The organism is Hymenobacter endophyticus, assembly GCF_032464715.1.
GTDB lineage: Bacteria > Bacteroidota > Bacteroidia > Cytophagales > Hymenobacteraceae > Hymenobacter > Hymenobacter endophyticus.
This window is the reverse complement of record NZ_JAWDJT010000002.1, coordinates 586364-603736: the sequence shown is the minus strand read 5'-3', so window position 1 is coordinate 603736 and position 17373 is coordinate 586364. Positions and strand designations below refer to the sequence as shown.

11 protein-coding genes are annotated in these 17373 nt (G+C 60.4%); 5 read left to right on the top strand and 6 right to left on the bottom strand.

The window, feature by feature from the left end; genetic code table 11:
• Positions 1-51: 51 nt before the first annotated feature.
• The 6 genes from ROI90_RS04940 to ROI90_RS04915 all read right to left on the bottom strand — a co-directional run bounded on the left by ROI90_RS04940 (position 52) and on the right by ROI90_RS04915 (position 11972).
• Complete coding sequence (locus ROI90_RS04940; RefSeq protein WP_315997223.1) at positions 52-1617, bottom strand: RagB/SusD family nutrient uptake outer membrane protein; 1566 nt, start codon at positions 1615-1617, stop codon at positions 52-54.
• A 20-nt stretch (positions 1618-1637) separates the two neighbouring features.
• Entirely contained in the window at positions 1638-4691 is a 3054-nt protein-coding gene (locus tag ROI90_RS04935) for a SusC/RagA family TonB-linked outer membrane protein (RefSeq protein WP_315997222.1), read from the bottom strand.
• A 243-nt stretch (positions 4692-4934) separates the two neighbouring features.
• On the bottom strand, positions 4935-6476 hold the full coding sequence (locus ROI90_RS04930) for a glycoside hydrolase family 32 protein (RefSeq protein WP_315997221.1): 1542 nt from the start codon (positions 6474-6476) through the stop codon (positions 4935-4937).
• Between the two features lie 25 nt (positions 6477-6501).
• Entirely contained in the window at positions 6502-7386 is an 885-nt protein-coding gene (locus ROI90_RS04925) for a carbohydrate kinase family protein (protein WP_315997220.1), read from the bottom strand.
• A 198-nt stretch (positions 7387-7584) separates the two neighbouring features.
• Positions 7585-8910 carry a sugar porter family MFS transporter gene (locus ROI90_RS04920; RefSeq protein WP_315997219.1) on the bottom strand — a complete coding sequence of 442 codons (1326 nt, stop codon included), beginning with the start codon at positions 8908-8910 and terminating at the stop codon, positions 7585-7587.
• 296 nt (positions 8911-9206) lie between these two features.
• The gene (locus ROI90_RS04915) at positions 9207-11972 is read right to left on the bottom strand and encodes a substrate-binding domain-containing protein (protein ID WP_315997218.1); all 2766 of its coding nucleotides are present in this window, start codon (positions 11970-11972) and stop codon (positions 9207-9209) included.
• A gap of 422 nt (positions 11973-12394) precedes the next feature.
• On the opposite strand from ROI90_RS04915, the gene ROI90_RS04910 reads away from it, so the two are divergent.
• From ROI90_RS04910 to ROI90_RS04890, 5 genes are all read left to right on the top strand, one after another.
• The gene (locus tag ROI90_RS04910) at positions 12395-14050 is read left to right on the top strand and encodes a M1 family metallopeptidase (RefSeq protein WP_315997217.1); all 1656 of its coding nucleotides are present in this window, start codon (positions 12395-12397) and stop codon (positions 14048-14050) included.
• Between the two features lie 305 nt (positions 14051-14355).
• A complete protein-coding gene (locus ROI90_RS04905) occupies positions 14356-15063 on the top strand; it encodes a Crp/Fnr family transcriptional regulator (protein ID WP_315997216.1) in 708 nt (235 codons plus the stop codon).
• 419 nt (positions 15064-15482) lie between these two features.
• Entirely contained in the window at positions 15483-15860 is a 378-nt protein-coding gene (locus ROI90_RS04900; RefSeq protein ID WP_315997215.1) for a hypothetical protein, read from the top strand.
• A 161-nt stretch (positions 15861-16021) separates the two neighbouring features.
• Positions 16022-16468, top strand: a complete 447-nt coding sequence (locus ROI90_RS04895) for a hypothetical protein (protein WP_315997214.1) — start codon at positions 16022-16024, stop codon at positions 16466-16468.
• A gap of 68 nt (positions 16469-16536) precedes the next feature.
• Positions 16537-17235, top strand: a complete 699-nt coding sequence (locus ROI90_RS04890; RefSeq protein ID WP_315997213.1) for a carboxypeptidase-like regulatory domain-containing protein — start codon at positions 16537-16539, stop codon at positions 17233-17235.
• Positions 17236-17373 lie beyond the last annotated feature (138 nt).

Sequence of the window (17373 nt, the reverse complement as noted above, 5' to 3'; positions counted from 1 at the left end):
CGCCAACGCGGGTAGCAACCAACGGCCTGCTTGTGCGCTGCTGATCAGAAATTAATAACCGGGGTTCTGAGTGATGTTGCGGTTGATATCCACCTGCGTTTGCGGAATGGGGTACACCAGGCAACGGGGGTTACTCTGGGGCTTATCTTTACGAGCCAGCAGGAACTTGCCGAACCGGATCATATCCTGCCGCCGCCACGACTCGCCGTACAGCTCCCGGCCCCGCTCGGCCAGCAGCCCATCCAGGGTGAGGGAGCCTAGGGCGCTGGCCCCGCGGGAGGGGTGCGTGCGCAGGGAGTTGACGATAGCCAGGGCCGTACCGCCGTAGCTGCCGGCAGTAGTGGGCGTACCGCCCCGCAGAATAGCCTCGGCCTTCATCAGCAGCACATCGGCTAGGCGGAAGCTTACGTGGTCATTCTCGCAGCCGTTGCCTCCCTTGGCTTCGCTCACGTAGTCAACGGGGTATTTCAAAGGCCGGATGCCCTTGGCTTCCAGGTCGGAGCCGGTTTCTGAGAGGTTGATGTCCTTGGTGAATACCAGCGGAGCCCCACCCCGCGTAGTCAGCACGGCATCGTTGGTGAGGTTGTACTGCTGGCCAATCAAAAAGCCCACATTGGTGCGCCGGCCAGGGTTGGCCGGGCCGCCCGCCACGTCATACGCTCCGCCCCGGCGCTTGTCGGTGGCCTCAAACAGGTCGTAAAACTCGGCGGTGGTAGCCGGGCCGTTGTAGCCGTCCACGGGGCGCATGTTGTAGTGCGATACAAACTTCCAGAAGTCGCGCGTGGGGCCGCTGTTGCCGAAGGTATTGGCCTGGGTGAAAATGTTCTCGGTGCCAATAGTACCGTTGTTGGGCGCGAAGTTGTCGAAGAAGTTGGCCGTAAAGGAGTACTTGCCGGAGTTGATAACTTCATCGGCCAGCCGAATGATCTGGTTCATGTCGGCGGCGGCGAAGGTGGGGGTTGCGCGGTTGGCGTACACGCCCTTGTTGAGGTAGCACTTCATCAGCAGCACGCGGGCAGCGTCCTTGGTGGCGCGGCTTACGGGGGCGTCGGGCAGGGAGGCCTGCACGGCGGTAAGTTCGCTCACAATAAAATCCAGCGCCTCACTGCCCTTGCGTACCCGCGCCAGCGTGCTCAGGTCTTCGCCCGGGTCCCGGTACAGCACCTGGTCGTACATATCCAGCACCAGGTAGCTGGCCCAGGCCCGCAGAAACCGGGCTTCGGCCCCCTGCTGGGCCGTGGGCGAAAAGCGAAGCAGGTCGGTGGTGGCGTAAATGATACCGTTGAGCTGCGTGTAGGTGTCGCGCACCCGCTCGTTGTTAGCGTCCCAGGTATGGTTGAACAGCTGCCGCCACTTGCCGTTGTCGTCCCAGTCAGGGCCGCGGGTGGGCATAATGCGGGCATCGGTGGATACTTCCTGCAGGGCAAATACGCTTACGCACCCTTGTATAGGGTCGCGCTGGGCGTTGTAGGCACCCGTAAGCAGGGCCGCCGGACCGTCGTTGGAAACCTGGTTTTCGGTTAGCTGGCCTTCCAGCTCTTCGTTCAGCTCGCAGCTGCTGGCTAGTTGCAACCCAGCCAGCAGGGCGGCCGTCCAGGCAAGTTTGGTATATCTCATGGTGGGAAGAGAAGTAGAGGTTAGAGGGAGAAATTGACGCCTAGCGTGAAAGTGCGGGCACTGGGGTAGGGCAGATAGTCAATGCCCACGGAGGGTACCTGGTTGGCCCCGCGCTTCACGGTGTTTACTTCGGGGTCAAACCCATCATAGTCAGTAAACACGAACAGGTTCTGGCCCGTGATGTACACCCGCGCCCCTTTCAGGAAGCTGCCCACGTCGCCCACGCCGTAGGAAAGCGTGAGGTTGGACATCTTCAGGAAGTCGCCTTTTTCCAGGTAGCGGGTAGAAGCCGCCGCCGGGTTGCCAGTCGATTCCTTGGTGCCATTCTCAAACGTGGAGAGGGCAATGTTTTTGCCGGCCCCAATCTGACCCACGTTGCCCACGGCGTTGATGGTGTTGTTGTACACGTACTGGCCGAATACGCCCGTCATGTTGGCAATCAGGGAGAGTTTACCGTAGCGGGCGTTGGCACTTAAGCCCAGCAGCGTGCGGGGGTTGGGACTACCCGAGTAGGCAATGGGCCCCAGCTCGTTGGACAGGCCCTGGTCGTTCAGGCCGGTAAACTGGGGCAGGAAGAAGGCATTGATGGGGTAGCCGTTGCGGATCAGCTGGGAGGTAGACCCCGACAAGCCCTGCCCGTTGATGGCTCCGGTTACAATGGCCGGGCCCACCAGGTCGGACACCTCGTTGCGGATGAACGTGGCATTGGCGTTGAAGCCCACGTCCACTTTGTCTTTGCGCACCAGCACGGTGCCCAGGCTCAGCTCCACGCCTTTGTTCACGATTTTCCCGTCCAGGTTAGCCCAGCGGATGGGGGCGTTAGAGGGCCGGGGCTCCCCGGGCACGGTCGGGAACAGCAGGTCGGTGGTGGTTTTGTAGAAGTAGTCGGCCGTGAAGGTCAGGCGGTTGTCAAACGCCCCAACATCAATACCGGCGTTGAATTGCGCATCCGACTGCCACTTCAAATCATCGTTGCGGGCATTGAGCGGGGAGCGGGCCTCGCCATTCTCGTCCAGCGTATACCGGGCCTGGGCCGAGCCGGCCGGAAACTCCTGGTTGCCAGTGCGTCCGTAGCCAGCGCGTAGTTTCAGCTGGCTGAGCCGCTCAGCCGGGAAAAAAGATTCCTGGCTCAAGTCCCAAGCCACGGCAAACGAGGGGAAGTAGCCCACCCGATTATTGGGTCCGAACTTGGTGCTCTCATCCCGGCGCAGGGTACCGGTAAGCACCACCCGGTCTTTGAAGTTCAGGATAACCCGCCCAAACACCGACTGCAGCTGCGAGGAAGGATCCACGAAGGAAGAAATGCGCCGGTTGCCGGCGGCCGAGTACTGAATGTAGTTGGTGTAATCGAGGCCGAATACTCCGAAGCCCCCGCCAGTGGGGTTACCGAAGGCATTCACGTTGGAGCCCGCATTGGCAAACTTCGTGTACTCGTAGCCCAGCACCGCATTCAGGTTCAGGCTGGTGGCTACGGCCTTATTGAAGTTCAGCGTGTGGGTTATCTGCTGGGTTACCAGCTCATTGTCGCTGATGGAGGCAAAGCCCTTGTCAATCAGGTCGGGGAAGTTGATCAGGCGCTGGTCGATGGAAGTGCGCCGCTGCCCGGTGTTGTAGTTCACGCTGATCAGGGCCCGGTAGTTCAGCCAGGAGGTGAAATTATAGTAGGGCGAGGCGCTGGCCAGAATGGTGGTTACCCGGGAGTTGTCGTTGTAGTACTCCTGGTTTGCCAGCGGGTTCACTACGTCGCCGGCCACCACGTAGAGCGAGCCATCGGGGTTGCGCAGGGGCTGAGTGGGGTTCCACTGCAGAGCCTGCCCAATGAGGGAACCCCGGAAGCCGGCGTCGGTGGTAATGGGGGCCAGCTGCTCGCGGAACTGGCTGGTGGAAATGTTCACATCGAGGCCCAGCTTCTTGCTCTGCAGAAACTGCAGGTTGGTAGAGAGGTTGGCGCTGTACTTCTTGAAGCCAGTTTTGCGCACAATGCCATCCTGGTCGAGGTAGCCGAGGGAGAGGCGGTAGCGGCCGGTTTCACCCCCACCACTCACAGCCACGGTGTAGTTCTGCAGGTAGCCGGTGCGCAGAATCTCATCCAGGGCATTCACGTCGCCGCCCTTGTCGTTGGTAGCCGCTACGCCGTAGTAGGTGAGGGCCTGCCGGTACTGGCTGGCATCCAGAAACTCGGGCCGACGCAGCAGGGTGGAGAAGCCGTTGGAAACCCCCACGCTCAGCGTGGGTGCCCCAGTCTGACCTTTTTTAGTGGTAATGAGCACTACCCCGTAGGCTGCACGGGAGCCGTAAATAGCCGTGGCCGACGCGTCCTTCAGGACCGTAAAGGACTCAATGTCATCGGGGTTGAGGAAGTTGAGCGGGTTGCTGTCGGCCCCCGCCCCAATATCGGCGGAGGCCACCAGGCCCGGCCGGGCTGAGCGCCCATCCAGGGGCACCCCATCCACCACGTACAGGGGCTGGCCGGTACCCGTCACGGCCGAGTTGCCCCGGATGCGGATGGTAGACGGTCCGCCGGGCTGCCCGCTGTTGTTGCTCACCTGCACCCCCGACACGCGGCCCTGCAACAGCTGGTCGGGTGAGGTGAAGGTGCCCCGGTTAAAGTCTTTCTCACCCACTACAGCCACTGCCCCGGTTACGTCCTGCTTGCGCGCCGTGCCGTAGCCTACTACCACCACGTCGCCCAGCACCTGGGTGTCCTCACGCAGCGTTACCTGCACCGTGGTTTTGTCGGTGATGCTGACTTGCTGGGTGGTGAAGCCCACAAAGGAGAATGACAGCGTAGTGGCCGCCGCAGGAACATCCAGCCGGAATGAGCCATCGGGGCCGGTGCTGGTCCCAACGGTGGAGCCGGGTACCACCACCGTTACCCCCGGCAGCCCACCGGAGTTTGCGTCAACCACCCGGCCGCTGATGGCCCGCGTAGCCTGCGCCTGGCTTAGCAGGGGCGTGAGTATGCACAGCCCGCCAAGTGCCAGGGCCTTCAGCCACACGGGCGAGGGTTGAGCACCCAGCCCTGGGGCCAGCTGCTCCTGAAATTTGTACCGTTTGTACCAGTTGTTATTCATGAGTGAGGGAAAAAAGAGTGGGAATTCTACAGGCACTTAGCGCAGCACAAGCCTGCTGCCGCTACTCGGCAGAAAAGCAGGACAACGGACTTGGCTTTGCTACATGCAACTCATTAAAGGGGTTCTGGTGCAACCTGTTAGCCGTTTGGATGGCTCGTTGTGGGACGTGCGCCGTCGGGCTTATCAGGGAGTAAGGGTCAACTAGGGGTTAGGTGAAACAGCATGGCAAAGAGCCCGCCGCGGCTAGGGCGTCGGCTGGCTTAGGTTGGTCAGGCGTAGCTGGGTGAGCTGCACCGGCCCGCCCTCGGCCCGCAGGCTGATGCGGCCCGTGTGCTGGCGCGGAAAAACCAGGTCGGTCAGGGTGGTTTCCCCGTCCTGGGCGAATACCTCCACCACCGACTTGTCCACCAGCACCCGCAGCTTGAGTAGGCCGTTTTGCAAGGGCACCCGCGCCGTTTCCAGGGAGCTGGCAAACATGGGGTGGAAGCTCACGTTGCCGGATTGGGTGCGGTCCAGGGTCAGTTCCTGCCGGGCCACGTCGTAGCGTAGGGTGGTGCGCTCGGCCTCGCTTTCCAGCACGTTCAGCGCAATAGCAGTGGCCGTACCCGGCTTCAAGGTCAGCTCCAGGTCGTAGGATTCACCCCGGAAGGTCACCGGCAAGCCAGTGGCGCCGGGTTTGATAGTCTGGTTTTTCAGGCTGAGGGCCTCTTTGCCCAGGGTGCGCAACTCCGCAATAGGCTGCTGCACAAGGGCCAGGCCGGCGCTGGTCTGGCGCAGGCTCAGCTCCCGGGGCACCGCGAAGTTGCCGCGCCACTCGTCGCCGGTGGGTACGTCGCGGGCGTAGGCCCAGTCGTTGGTCCAGCCCACCAGCAAACGGCGGTTGTTGGGGGCGTTGTTGAAGGTGACGCCGGCGAAGTAGTCCTTGCCAAAGTCCACGTAGGCCGGCTCCTCGTAGGCCTGATCGGGCGTGAACGTCTTGCCATCAAACCGGCCCAGAAAATACTGCTGCCCCCGGAACTGCTCGGTGGGGTTGCCGGCCGAAATCAGCAGCACCCAACGGGTGCCGCCGCCGGGTACGGGCAGCTCAAATAAATCGGGGCACTCCCACTCCCGTACCGTGTTGCCGGCCCGGCCCCAGCGGCTCATAAAGTCCCACTTTTTCAGGTCTTTGGATTCATAGAAGTACACCTGCTGACGGTCGGCCTTTACGGTGGCCATCACCCACTTCTGCTGGGGCGCGTACCAGAATACCTTGGGGTCCCGGAACTCCTTGCTGCCGATGTCGAGTACGGGGTTGCCGGCGTAGCGCTGCCAGGTGCGGCCGCCGTCCTGACTGGTGGCTAGGTTCTGGTGCTGGGCCATTACCAACCCCGGCTTTTCCTGGTGGCCGGTATAAAAGGCTACCAGCCCATCGGTTTTGCCGGCCGCAAACAGGCCCGAGGTATTGTCCCTATCCACCACCGCGCTGCCCGAGAAAATCATGATGTTGCTGCCCTCGGGGCCGGGGTACTCCGTTAGGGCTACGGGCAGGTGGCTCCAGCGTAGCAGGTCGGGGCTGGTAGCGTGGCCCCAGCTCAGGTGGCCCGGCTGCGCTGATTGGGGGTTGTACTGGTAAAACAGGTGGTACTGACCGTTGCTGTACACCAACCCGTTGGCATCGTTAATCCAGTTTTTGGGCGCCGTGAAGTGGTACACCGGCCGGTAGGGGTCGGTGGGCACGGGCGTCTGCGCCGGGCTGGACACAGCACTGAGCAGGGCAGTAGCAGCTAGTGGGAGGTTCTTCATAAAAGCGGAAAAGCAAAGCGGGCAATCAGGTGGCGGAGGTGGCTGCCAGGGCCAGCACCTGAGCCTCTGAAATAGGCGGGGTGGCCCCCTGGCAGCTGGCTACCAAGGAGCCGGCCGCGCAGGCAAAGGCCAGGTAATCGGGGGGCGTTTGCCCGGCCAGCCAGCCCCGGAGCAGCGCCGCCAGAAAGGCATCCCCGCTGCCAATGGTATCCTGCACCTGCACCACCAAGCCGGGGCTGCTGTACAGCTGCTGCTCCACCCACAGCACGGCTCCATCGGCCCCTTTGGTCACGCACACGGCTTGCAGTTGAAACCGCTCGGCCAGCCAGCGCAGGGCCGTAGCCTCATCGGCACTGGCCCCGAACCAGCCCATAATTTCCTCCAGCTCATGGTGGTTGAGCTTGACTATATCGGCCTGGTTGAGCAGGTAGCTCACCACGTCGCGGGAGTAGTGGGGGGGGCGCAGGTTTACATCGAATACCTTGAGCGGAGCCTGTTGGAGCAGACGGTACAGGGTTTCGCGGGAGGGAGCGTGGCGGGCGGCCAGGCTGCCGTACACGAAGGCATCGGCCTGCTGCACCAGCTCGCTCAGGGCGGCATCGTACTGGATATAGTCCCAGGCCACGGGCTTCACAATCTGGTAGGTCACCTCCATGCTGTTGCTCACGTTGGCCTTCACCACGCCCGTCAGGTGGGTTTCGCCCTGCTGCACGTAGCGGGTACTGATGTGCTTGGATTCCACAAACGCCAGCAGCTCGGCCCCTAAATCATCGTGACCTACGCGGCTGATGATGTGGGCCTCCAGTCCGAAGTTGTGCAGGTGCACGGCCACGTTCAGGGGCGCTCCGCCGGGCTGTTTGCCCGTGGGCAGCACGTCCCACAGCATCTCTCCAAAACAAGCAATTGGCATGGGATAGTAGGGAATTAAGTATCTGAAAACACTGGGCTGTGAAACCTGCCGAAGCGGAGAAGCAGGGGTGACCCTGAGGCTGTACTCACCAGCAGCGCCGGGCCTGGGGTGTGCTCGTTGCAGCAAGCAAACGGCCCCCGCTACACCCACTTCGGCAGGAATGACAAGCTGATATGTTGTTGATTGAAGACGGCTCTGTCAGTGCAGTACCAACCGGTTTTCCACCTGCTCCAGGCTACTGCCCTTGGTTTCGGGCATCAGGCGGAGCACAAACAGCAGCTGCAGCACCATCATGGCGCAGAAAAAGGCGAAGGTGTGCCCGCCGCCCAGGCGCTCGGCGAAGTAGGGGAAGGTGAAGGCAATGACGGTAGCCATAACCCAGTGCGTGGAGGAACCCAGGGCCTGGCCCTTGGCCCGCACCGCATTGGGGAAGATTTCGGAAATGAACACCCAGATAACGGCCCCCTGCGAGAAGGCAAAAAAGCCGATGTACACGAACAGCAGCACCGGCACCAGGTAGCCGTTGAACTGCTGAGTGTAGAAGGCCCGCGCCACCAGCCCCAGCGTGGTAATGAGCCCCAGAGAGCCCACCAGCATCAGCTTACGCCGCCCAAACCGGTCGATGACGTTCACGCCGAGCAGGGTGAAGATGAAGTTCACCAGCCCAATGCCCGCCGACGAGAGCAGGGCCGCGCCCTGGCCCAGGCCCGTCATTTCGAAAATGCGTGGGGCGTAGTAGATGATGGCGTTGATGCCCGAAACCTGGTTGAAAAACGCAAAGGCCACGGCCAGCAGCACCGGCGTACGGTACTGCCTAGCCCACAATGACTCGCTCTGGTCCCCGGCTCCCTGCGCCTGAGCCGTGAGGATGGCCGCCACATCGGCGTCCACCGTTTCGGGACCGATGATGCTGAGTACTTCCCGGCCCTCCGCGAGGCGGCCGTGCAGCAACAGCCAGCGGGGGCTTTCAGGCACCTGGTAGAGAAATACCAGAAAAGCCACGGCGGGCACCGCCTGCACCCCCAGCATCAGCCGCCAGGAAAAGTCGCCGGTGTTGGCCAGCAGGTAGTTGGAGAGGTAAGCGGCCAGAATCCCGAACACGATATTGAACTGGAACAGGCCCACCAGCTTACCCCGGGAGTTGGCCGGCGAAATTTCGGAGATATACAGCGGAGCCGTAACCGAGGAAGCCCCCACGCCCAGCCCGCCCAGAAAGCGGAACACCATAAACAGCACCCAGCCCGGCGCCAGCGCCGCCCCCACCGCCGACACTAAGTAGAGCACGGCAATCCAGCGCAGCGTCTGCCGCCGCCCCAGCTTGTCGGAGGGGATGCCCCCGAACATGGCCCCCAGCACCGTCCCAATCAAGGCAATAGAAATGGTGAAGCCGTGCTCAAAAGCACTCAGGCGCCAGAGCTGCTGAATAGCTTTTTCGGCCCCCGAAATTACCGCCGTATCAAACCCGAACAGGAAGCCACCGAGGGCCGTGACGATGGACCAGAAAAAAACTTTGCGGTGAATCATGGGAGACTTGGGCTGAGCGTTTCCCAAATGTTGACTTCCCCGCCGGCTACGGTCTGCTGCATTCTTTCAAATGCGTGCAGAATTCTTGCAATGAATATTTTTACAAAATATATACTTGAAATTCAAGTATTTGCGCTTGATGCTGCGCCTGCTTCACTATACTCATCTTCAGAAATCTGACACGATATGTAGAAATTCTACAGGCAGAAAATTGCGTTTTAGCCGTTGGGTAGAAATAAAAACAGCCCGTCGTGCGAAGCACAACGGGCTGGCAGCTGGGCAGTATCGGCCCGCGCTTACACGGCGGTGTGCAGGGCCTTGAACTCGGAAGGCGAAACCTGGTACTTGGCCTTGAACAACGTGGCGAAATAGGAGGGGGAGGAGAAGCCCGTTTGGTAGGCCACCTGGGCTACGGTGCTGCCCTCCTGGAGTAGCAGCTGCCGGGCCTTGGTGAGGCGCAAGTTCTGGATGCAGTCGGTGACGCCGGTACCCAGCAGGGCCTTCACCTTGCGGTACAGCTGCATTTGCGACACCCCCAGGCTGCGGGCAATATCATCCACGCTCAGGCCGGGCCGGTCCAGGTTGGCTTCAATAATAGCCGTCAGGTCTGCCAGAAATTTCTGATCCACCCGCTGGGGCGCCACCGTGGCCGTATCCACCGACAGCTCCCGGCGGAAATGCTCCCGCTGCTGGTCCCGGTTGCGCAGCAGGGTGCGCAGGCTTTCTACCAGAAAGGTGGGGTTAAAGGGCTTGGTCAGGTAGAGGTCGGCCCCGGCCTGCACGCCTTCAATCTGCTGCTCGGGGGCGTTTTGAGCCGTGAGCAGCACCAGCGGAATGTGGGAGGTGCGCCAGTCGCCCTTGAGGGCCGTTACCACGGCCAGGCCGCTTAGCTCCGGCAGGTTTACGTCGCATACAATTACGTCCGGAATGGTGTCGTGGGCCAGGCGCAGGCCGGTGGCCCCGTCGGCGGCGGTGCTTACCTGGAAGTGGGGCTGCAGCTTCTGCACCAAAAAGGCACGAACCTCCTCATTATCTTCAATAACCAGGGCGGTAGTAGCGGTGCGGGTTACTGCGGTATCCTCCACTGGCAGAGCGGGCTCGGCATCCAGCAGATCGTCGGGCACCAAGGGGAGGTGGGGCAGCGCCTGCTCGGCATCCAGGAAAGTGGCGGGCTTCTCCAGGGGCAGCGTGACCTCAAACGTGCTGCCGTGACCGGGCTGGCTTCTAAACGACAGGGTGCCCTCGTGCAAACGGGTGAGGCCATCGGCCAGGGCCAACCCCAACCCCGAGCCGTTGGCCGAGGGTTGACTGCCCTGGTAAAACCAGCCCAGAATGTGGGGTTGGTCCACTTCGGCAATGCCCCGGCCGTTGTCCTCCACGCTAATGCGCACGGTGTTGGTAGCCGGGTTGCGCTGCATGCTCACTACCACTTGGCCCCCATCGGGCGTGTATTTGAAGGCGTTGGAGAGCAGGTTGGAAAACACTTTGTCCAGAATATCCCCATCGAACCAAAGCGTAATAACGGGCTCGGCCGGCAGAAACCGGAAGGTGATGCCGCGTCGCAGGGCGGTTTTCTCAAACACATCCATCAGCTCCCGCACAAAGGCTACCAGGTTGCCCTGGGTGGCGCGCACGGCCATTTTGCCCACATCAATCTTGCGGAAGTCGAGCAGCTGGTTCACGAGCTGGAGCAGACGCTGAGTGTTGCGGCGCACCAGCTGCAAATCCTGGCGCTGGGCTGCCGATAGCTCGCTGGAGTTGCTCAGCAAGTCCTCCACCGGCCCCAGAATGAGCGTAAGCGGGGTGCGCAGCTCGTGGGAGAAATTGGTGAAAAACCGCAGCTTGGCCTCCGACGACCGACGAGCATCCTCCGCTAGCTCGGCAATCTGGTTGCGCTGGGCGCTGATTTTGGCATTCTGCCCTTCCAGCACTTCCCGGATGCGGCGGTTGATGCGCGAAGAGCGCCAGGCCAGCGCCCCTAGCAGCGTGGCTACGGCCAAACTAGCCAGCAACAGATACACGGTAACTTTCTGGCTGGCATAGCGGCGCATTTGCTCCCGCAGGCGGCGCTGCTGCACCTGCAAATCCTGGCGCTGGGCAGTGAGGGCCTCCGTTTGCAGGCGCATAGTGCCCACATTGGAGGAGTCGATTATCATGGTGCCCAGTACGTTATCCTTGAGGTAGGGCTCGTGGCGCAGAATGCGCAGGGCCGTCCGGATGGCTTCTTCTCCCCCAGTAGGGTAGAGCAGCGTGGCCTGCAGTACCCCATCTTCTACCAGCTGCAAGCCGTTGCCAGGGCCCGAGAGGCCATCTACCCCGATAATACGCACCTGCTCCGTCCGGCCCAACTGCCGCAACACTTGGTGGGCAGCGCGGGCCATGGGGTCGTTGTGGGCAAAAATTAAGTTGATATCAGGATTAGCCCGTAGCACGGCCGGCAGGCGACGGAACACCGAGGCAGGTTGCCAGTTGCCCTCTACCTGCGCTGCCAGCCTCACCTGCGGATGCTCCTGAAGGGCCTGCCGAAAACCCCGGTCCCGGTCGGTGGCGGGAGAGGAGCCGGGCGTACCGGTAATTTCCAGCACTTGCCCGCGCCCGTTCAGCAACTGGGCCGCGTAGCGCCCGGCGGTGCGGCCCACCTCCTGGTTGTTGCCGCCCACGTAAGCCGTGTACAGGCGGGAAGTAGTGCGCCGGTCCAGAATGACCACCGGAATACCTTGGTTATAGGCCGCCTCTGCCAACGCCGTAAGCGGGCCCGATTGGTTGGGCGAAATCAGCAGCAGGTCTACTTTCTGCCGAATCAGCTCCCGTACCTGCCGGCGCTGCAGGTCACTGTCGTTGTTGGCATCCAGCATCTGAAACTGCACGTTCGGGTGGAAGCTGAGCTCCTTTTCCATGCCAGCCAGCATGGCCCGACGCCAGGCGTCGTTGGTGGTACACTGCGAAAAGCCGATGCGGTACACCGGCTCTTTCACCACCGATGCGCAGCCTCCCAGCCAGAAACTCAGCAGGCTGAGCACCAACATCTGAAGCCGCACGGTTTTAATTCCTACAAAGCTCAACGGGTGCAGATTGGTTGAAAGGTGGCGGCTAGGTTGGTACAGTTGCCAGGTGTGGTGCTCAGAGCAGAAAGAACAAGTAAGCGAATGGTAACGGAAGTACGCTGCTTGGTAAGATAATAGTCTGTCGCCTGTTTTTGTTCTGCTTGCTCTGCTGCCAGCCCTTGACTATCAGGTTACAACGCATGCTGTAAGTGGGCGGCGTAGAGCAGTGAGGCTGCTGATATAGGAAGCTATGAAGCCCCAGAGCCTCGGGCGGCAGCCGAGCACCACGGTTCAGCTTGGGAAAAGTAGTAATAAACCCCCATTTCCTGGCCTCAGGCTGCTCTTCATTCTAATACGGTAGCTGGTCTGAAAAACTGCCGCTAGTGCAGCGTTTCGCCCGGGCTGCCGTTCTTTGCTTTGTACCCAACGTGAGTATTGCCGTGCGTTTTCTTCTCAGCGTGATTTTCACCAGCCTGCTAACCACTGCCCAGGCCCAGCTTCTGCAACCCAAAGCCGCTTACTCCCGTGCCGATTCGCTGCGGGGGTATCAGTCGGCCCTGCGCACCTGCTACGACCTGAACTACTACCACCTCGATGTGCAGGTAGACCCCGCCCGCAAGGCCCTGCGCGGCTCCAACGAGTTCCGCTTCACGGCCACTCAGGATTTCAGCCGCCTGCAGTTCGATTTGTTTGCCAATCTGAAAGTGGAGAAGGTGGAGTACCAGAACAAGCCGCTGCCCTTCACCCGCGAGGCCAACGCCGTGTTCGTCACGTTTCCGGCGGTAATTCAGAAGGGCAGCCAATCGGCCTTCACCGTGTTCTACTCCGGCCAGCCCACCGAGGCCAAACAGGCTCCCTGGGATGGGGGCTTGGTGTACGCCCAGGATGTCAAAGGTAAGCCCTGGGTAGCCTCGGCCTGCCAGGGTGTGGGTGCCAGCATCTGGTGGCCTTGCAAAGACCAGCAGGTTGATGAGGTAGATTCTATGCTGATCAGCGTAACGGTACCTAAGGGCCTCAAAGACATATCCAACGGCCGCCTGCGCCGCACCACGGCCCTGAAAGGCGGCGCCACCCGCTTCGACTGGTTTGTGGGCAACCCCATCAATAACTACGATGTGGCCCTGAACGTGGGCGACTTCGTGCACTTCGGTGATGAGTACCAGGGGGAGCAAGGCCGCCTCACGCTGGATTATTGGGTGCTGCCCGAAAACCTGGCCAAAGCCAAAACCCAGTTTGCCGCCAACGTAAAGCCTATGCTCAAAAGCCTGGAGTCGTGGTTTGGTCCTTACCCTTTTTACAAGGATGGCTACAAGCTCATTGACGCGCCTCACTTGGGCATGGAGCACCAGAGTGCCGTGGCCTACGGCAATAAGTACCAGAATGGCTACCTGGGCCGCGACCGGTCGGGCACGGGCTGGGGCGACAAGTGGGACTTCATCATCATTCACGAAAGCGGCCACGAGTGGTTTGGCAACAGCCTCACCAGCCAGGATATTGCCGATATGTGGATTCATGAGTCGTTTACCACCTACTCCGAGGCCCTGTTCGTGGAAAGCCAGTTCGGCAAAGAGGCGGCCCAGCAGTACATCCACGGGCAGCGCCGCAACATCCAGAACGATGCCCCCATCATCGGTACCTACGGCGTAAACCGGGAGGGATCCTCCGATATGTACGACAAAGGCAGTAACCTGCTCAATATGATCCGGACGGCTTATGTGCCCGATGATGCCAAGTGGCGGGAGCTGCTGCGGGGCCTCAACAAGCAGTTCTTCCATCAAACCATTACTACGGAGCAGGTCATTGGCTACTTCAATCAGCAGATCGGCCAGGACCTGACGCCAGTGTTCAACCAGTACCTGCGCTACCCGGGCCTGCCGGTACTGGAGGTGCGCTGGGCAGCTACCGGCCTGGCCCAAGCCCGCTGGATTGCCAGTGAAGCCGGGTTCAGCCTGCCCGTGCGCCTACGAGCCAAAGGTGGTAACTACCAATTAGTGCCCGTGTCAACCAAGTTTCAACCGTTACCTATTCCCAATCTGACACGCGAGAACATGGAAGTGGATACGCAGAATTATTATATTGGGGTGCTGGCTGAATAATAGGCAGAGAATTGTCTTATTTTGCTACTGTATCGTTCATTTTGGGAAATTTAATAGTCGCGACCACCGGGTTGAATTCGTACTCATAAAGAACTTTATAATTACTGAAAGTGTATATTTGATGCGTTTTAATCATTCTTTAATTAGCTGGCTGAATCTAGATGCTTTTCCTGCTGGTGTGAATGGTTTCGTATTGCGTTGAATGAGTTGTGAAGAAAAATGGTATTATTCTACAATAGAGAAGGTGCATTGATAAGCTGTTCAAAGGCTTTGCCAGCTGTGCTTTCTGCAATCCTGTTACAAGTATGGTAGCGCCCTCCGTTCCGCTCACGTGTGAGGCTTGCCCTAACTTTGAACGCTCCCTGCTGGGAGCCTGCCAGCACGCGGAGCTGTCGTTGGTGGCTGGGGGTAAGCTCCACCAGGCGTACAGCAAAGGCCAGGTAATTTTCCAGCAGGGTAGCCGCACCGTGGGGCTGTACTGCGTGTACCAGGGCAAGGTGAAGATTTCCAAGCTAAGCGCCGATGGCAAAGAGCAAATCATCCGGCTGGCCCGCGAGGGTGACGTGCTGTGTTACCGCTCCCTGATGATGGGGCAGGTGTGCACCACTGCCGCTACCGCCCTCACCGACTGCGTGGTGTGCCTGATTCCGCGCCCCGATTTTTTCAGCTTGCTGGAGCAGAACTCGCAGTTCTCAAACTCCCTGCTGCGCCTGATGGCCCGCAACCTGGGCGAGGCCGAGGAGCGCCTGCTGCACGCGGCCTACAAACCCGTGCGGGAGCGGCTGGCCGAGGCTCTGCTGCTCCTGTACCAAGCCTTTCAGCCCAACACCGATACGCCCTTCAGCATTCCGGTTTCGCGCGAGGACTTAGCGGCCCTGACCGGCACTACCAAGGAAACCGCCAGCCGCCTGCTTTCCGAGTTTCGGGATGAAGGCCTGGTAGCCACGCAGGGTAGCCGCATCACGGTACTTTCGCAGCCCAAGCTGAATCAGTTGGCTAGTATGTACAATTAAAAAGCAGCTTCGCCAAAACCGGATTTTGCCCTTCTCCGTACCTCCCCAGGCAGTGAAAACTACCTGGGGAGCTTTGTTTTTACCCAAGTTGTGAGTAAGCTTGCTGAAATAGTATTATTTATATCCCAATATGGGTTCCCGCATGGTGTGAGCTGGGAAAAGTTTGATTACAATCATTTTATTAGTTGATCTGCATCATTTCTTTTCGAGGAGGAATGGAGGAGTTTTGTAGAGCAAGTCAGCTTGTTTTTCAGTCGGTTAACCCGACCGGGCAAGTAGCTGTCTTTTGCGCTTGCACTAACTCTATATCCAGTACCTGAAGGTCAACGCGTGGGCCGGCAGAGCAGGAAGGGTAACAGCAGCGCGGGGCAGTGGTGGCTTTTCACTTCCACACAGTTTCATTTCCCCCCCCCTGTATCATGGCTTACTCTACGAACAACGCCGCTGGCAAAGTAGTACAAGAAATCATCAATGACCTGCCCGGCCTGGTGGCCGTGGCCGTGGTAGACACTACCTCCGGCATGAGCCTGGCTTCGCACACCAACTCGCCCAGCATCAACCCCGATACGGCGGCCGCTTACAACACCGAGGTGGTAAAGCAGAAGCAGAAGGCTATGGCCGCCCTCAAGCTCACCGGCGAAGTAATCGAGGACATTCTGATTACGCTGTCAAATCAGATTCATCTGCTGAAAATCACCGAAAACAACAAGTTCATCTACCTGGTGGTGAACTCACGGGATACCAACCTGGCCATTGCCCGGGAAGTGCTGCGCAGCCACGCGCCGGCTCTGAACTAGTAAGCGGCTGCGGCTCCCTTTACCGGGGCAGCACACCCCCTGGTGGCTGCCCCGGTAGAGCCGGGCCTGGGCTCCCTGGCCCGGGCAGCCGATGCTTCGGCCATACACCGGCTCGGCCGGGAGCGGGCGGCTGGTACGCAACGCTTTTGGTGGCCTTTTTTATGCAGATTCCTTTCCTGAATCAACTTCAAACGCTTACCGGTCCGCCCATCAACAAGATTGTGGGCGTGGCCCCAACCGGGCCCGTACGCGCGGCGGCTGAGCAACTGCTGCAGCACGTACTGCACGGGCTTCCTGAAATGCTGGCCGCTGCCGTGGGTCAGATATCTACGGGCCAGCTGCTGGCTTCTTATACCACGGCCCGGGAGTTTAATCCGGCCAAAATTATTGGGTTCAACGCCGAGGTAATCCGGCAGCAGCAGCAGGCCATGCGGGCCCTGCAACTCCCCCCCGATGAGCAGCTCACGGAACTCCTGATTACCCTGCGTACCCAACTGCACTTGCTGCGGCTCCTGCCCGATGGGCAACGGTTTTTGTACGTGGCCGTGGATTGCCGAGACACCAACTTAGGTATTGCCCGGGAGGTAATGCGCACCTGCGAACCATGATGCGGTAGAGGTGGCACCCGTTCTCAGGCAGTTGTTTCTTTTCTCACCCCTTACCCACTACTGCTTGTATGAAACTTACTGCTTCTCCCTTCAACCCCACTACCGGCGAGCTGCTGCCAGTGTACCGCGACGCCTACCTGCGCGGCGACCTGAGCAAAGCTTCCGCTAAAGCCGTGGAAGCCTACCTGCACCGCGACGCCGGCCAGGCCCACGAAACTCTCACGCGCTGGCAGGACCTGCGCGCTACCGAGGAAGCCGAAACGGCCCCTACCTGGGTGCAGAAACAGTTGTTGTATATCCGCACCGAGCCTGTGCGCTTCCGCCGCCGCGCTACCGGCCTGGTAGCCTCGGCCGTACTGGTGGGTACCATGGTATTTGCCGGTACGCGCCTGCCCTCCGAGCGGACTCCGCTGGCCGATAACACCCCCGTGGAAGCTATAGCCACGCCCGTTGAGCTAGCCGAAGCCACCTTGGCCAGCGCCGAAGCCAGCAGTGCCCGCGCCATGGTTACCGTGCGCGGCCGCATCCTGAACGAAAACGGCGACCCGCTGATTGGGGCTACCGTATTGCAGCCCGGCAGCTACCGGGGCGCCTCTACCAACGCCCAGGGCGAGTACGTGCTGCAGGTTCCGGTGGGTACCACGGCCCTGCACTACGGCTACGCGGGCTACCAGGATGCGCAAGTAGGGGTGAAAACAACCGGTAAAGCCGACGTAACCCTGCACCCGCGCGCCAAAGCCGGCAAACGCCACTGGTGGCAGTTCTAACTAGTATGTGCTCTGGCGGCTTGCCTGTCGGAACGGTGTAGAGAGAAGCGTATCCGCGTCCTGTTGTTGAGCAACGCGGAGCTGTGCGCGCCGCCCAGCTTCAAAACGGCCGCACTGCTTTCCTCCCGTTCCACTGGC

Coding starts and splice junctions, on each gene's coding strand:
- ROI90_RS04940 (WP_315997223.1), bottom strand. CDS start 1,617: ATGAGATATACCAAACTTGCCTGGACGGCCGCCCTGCTGGCTGGGTTG.
- ROI90_RS04935 (WP_315997222.1), bottom strand. CDS start 4,691: ATGAATAACAACTGGTACAAACGGTACAAATTTCAGGAGCAGCTGGCC.
- ROI90_RS04930 (WP_315997221.1), bottom strand. CDS start 6,476: ATGAAGAACCTCCCACTAGCTGCTACTGCCCTGCTCAGTGCTGTGTCC.
- ROI90_RS04925 (WP_315997220.1), bottom strand. CDS start 7,386: ATGCCAATTGCTTGTTTTGGAGAGATGCTGTGGGACGTGCTGCCCACG.
- ROI90_RS04920 (WP_315997219.1), bottom strand. CDS start 8,910: ATGATTCACCGCAAAGTTTTTTTCTGGTCCATCGTCACGGCCCTCGGT.
- ROI90_RS04905 (WP_315997216.1), top strand. CDS start 14,356: ATGGTAGCGCCCTCCGTTCCGCTCACGTGTGAGGCTTGCCCTAACTTT.
- ROI90_RS04900 (WP_315997215.1), top strand. CDS start 15,483: ATGGCTTACTCTACGAACAACGCCGCTGGCAAAGTAGTACAAGAAATC.
- ROI90_RS04895 (WP_315997214.1), top strand. CDS start 16,022: ATGCAGATTCCTTTCCTGAATCAACTTCAAACGCTTACCGGTCCGCCC.
- ROI90_RS04890 (WP_315997213.1), top strand. CDS start 16,537: ATGAAACTTACTGCTTCTCCCTTCAACCCCACTACCGGCGAGCTGCTG.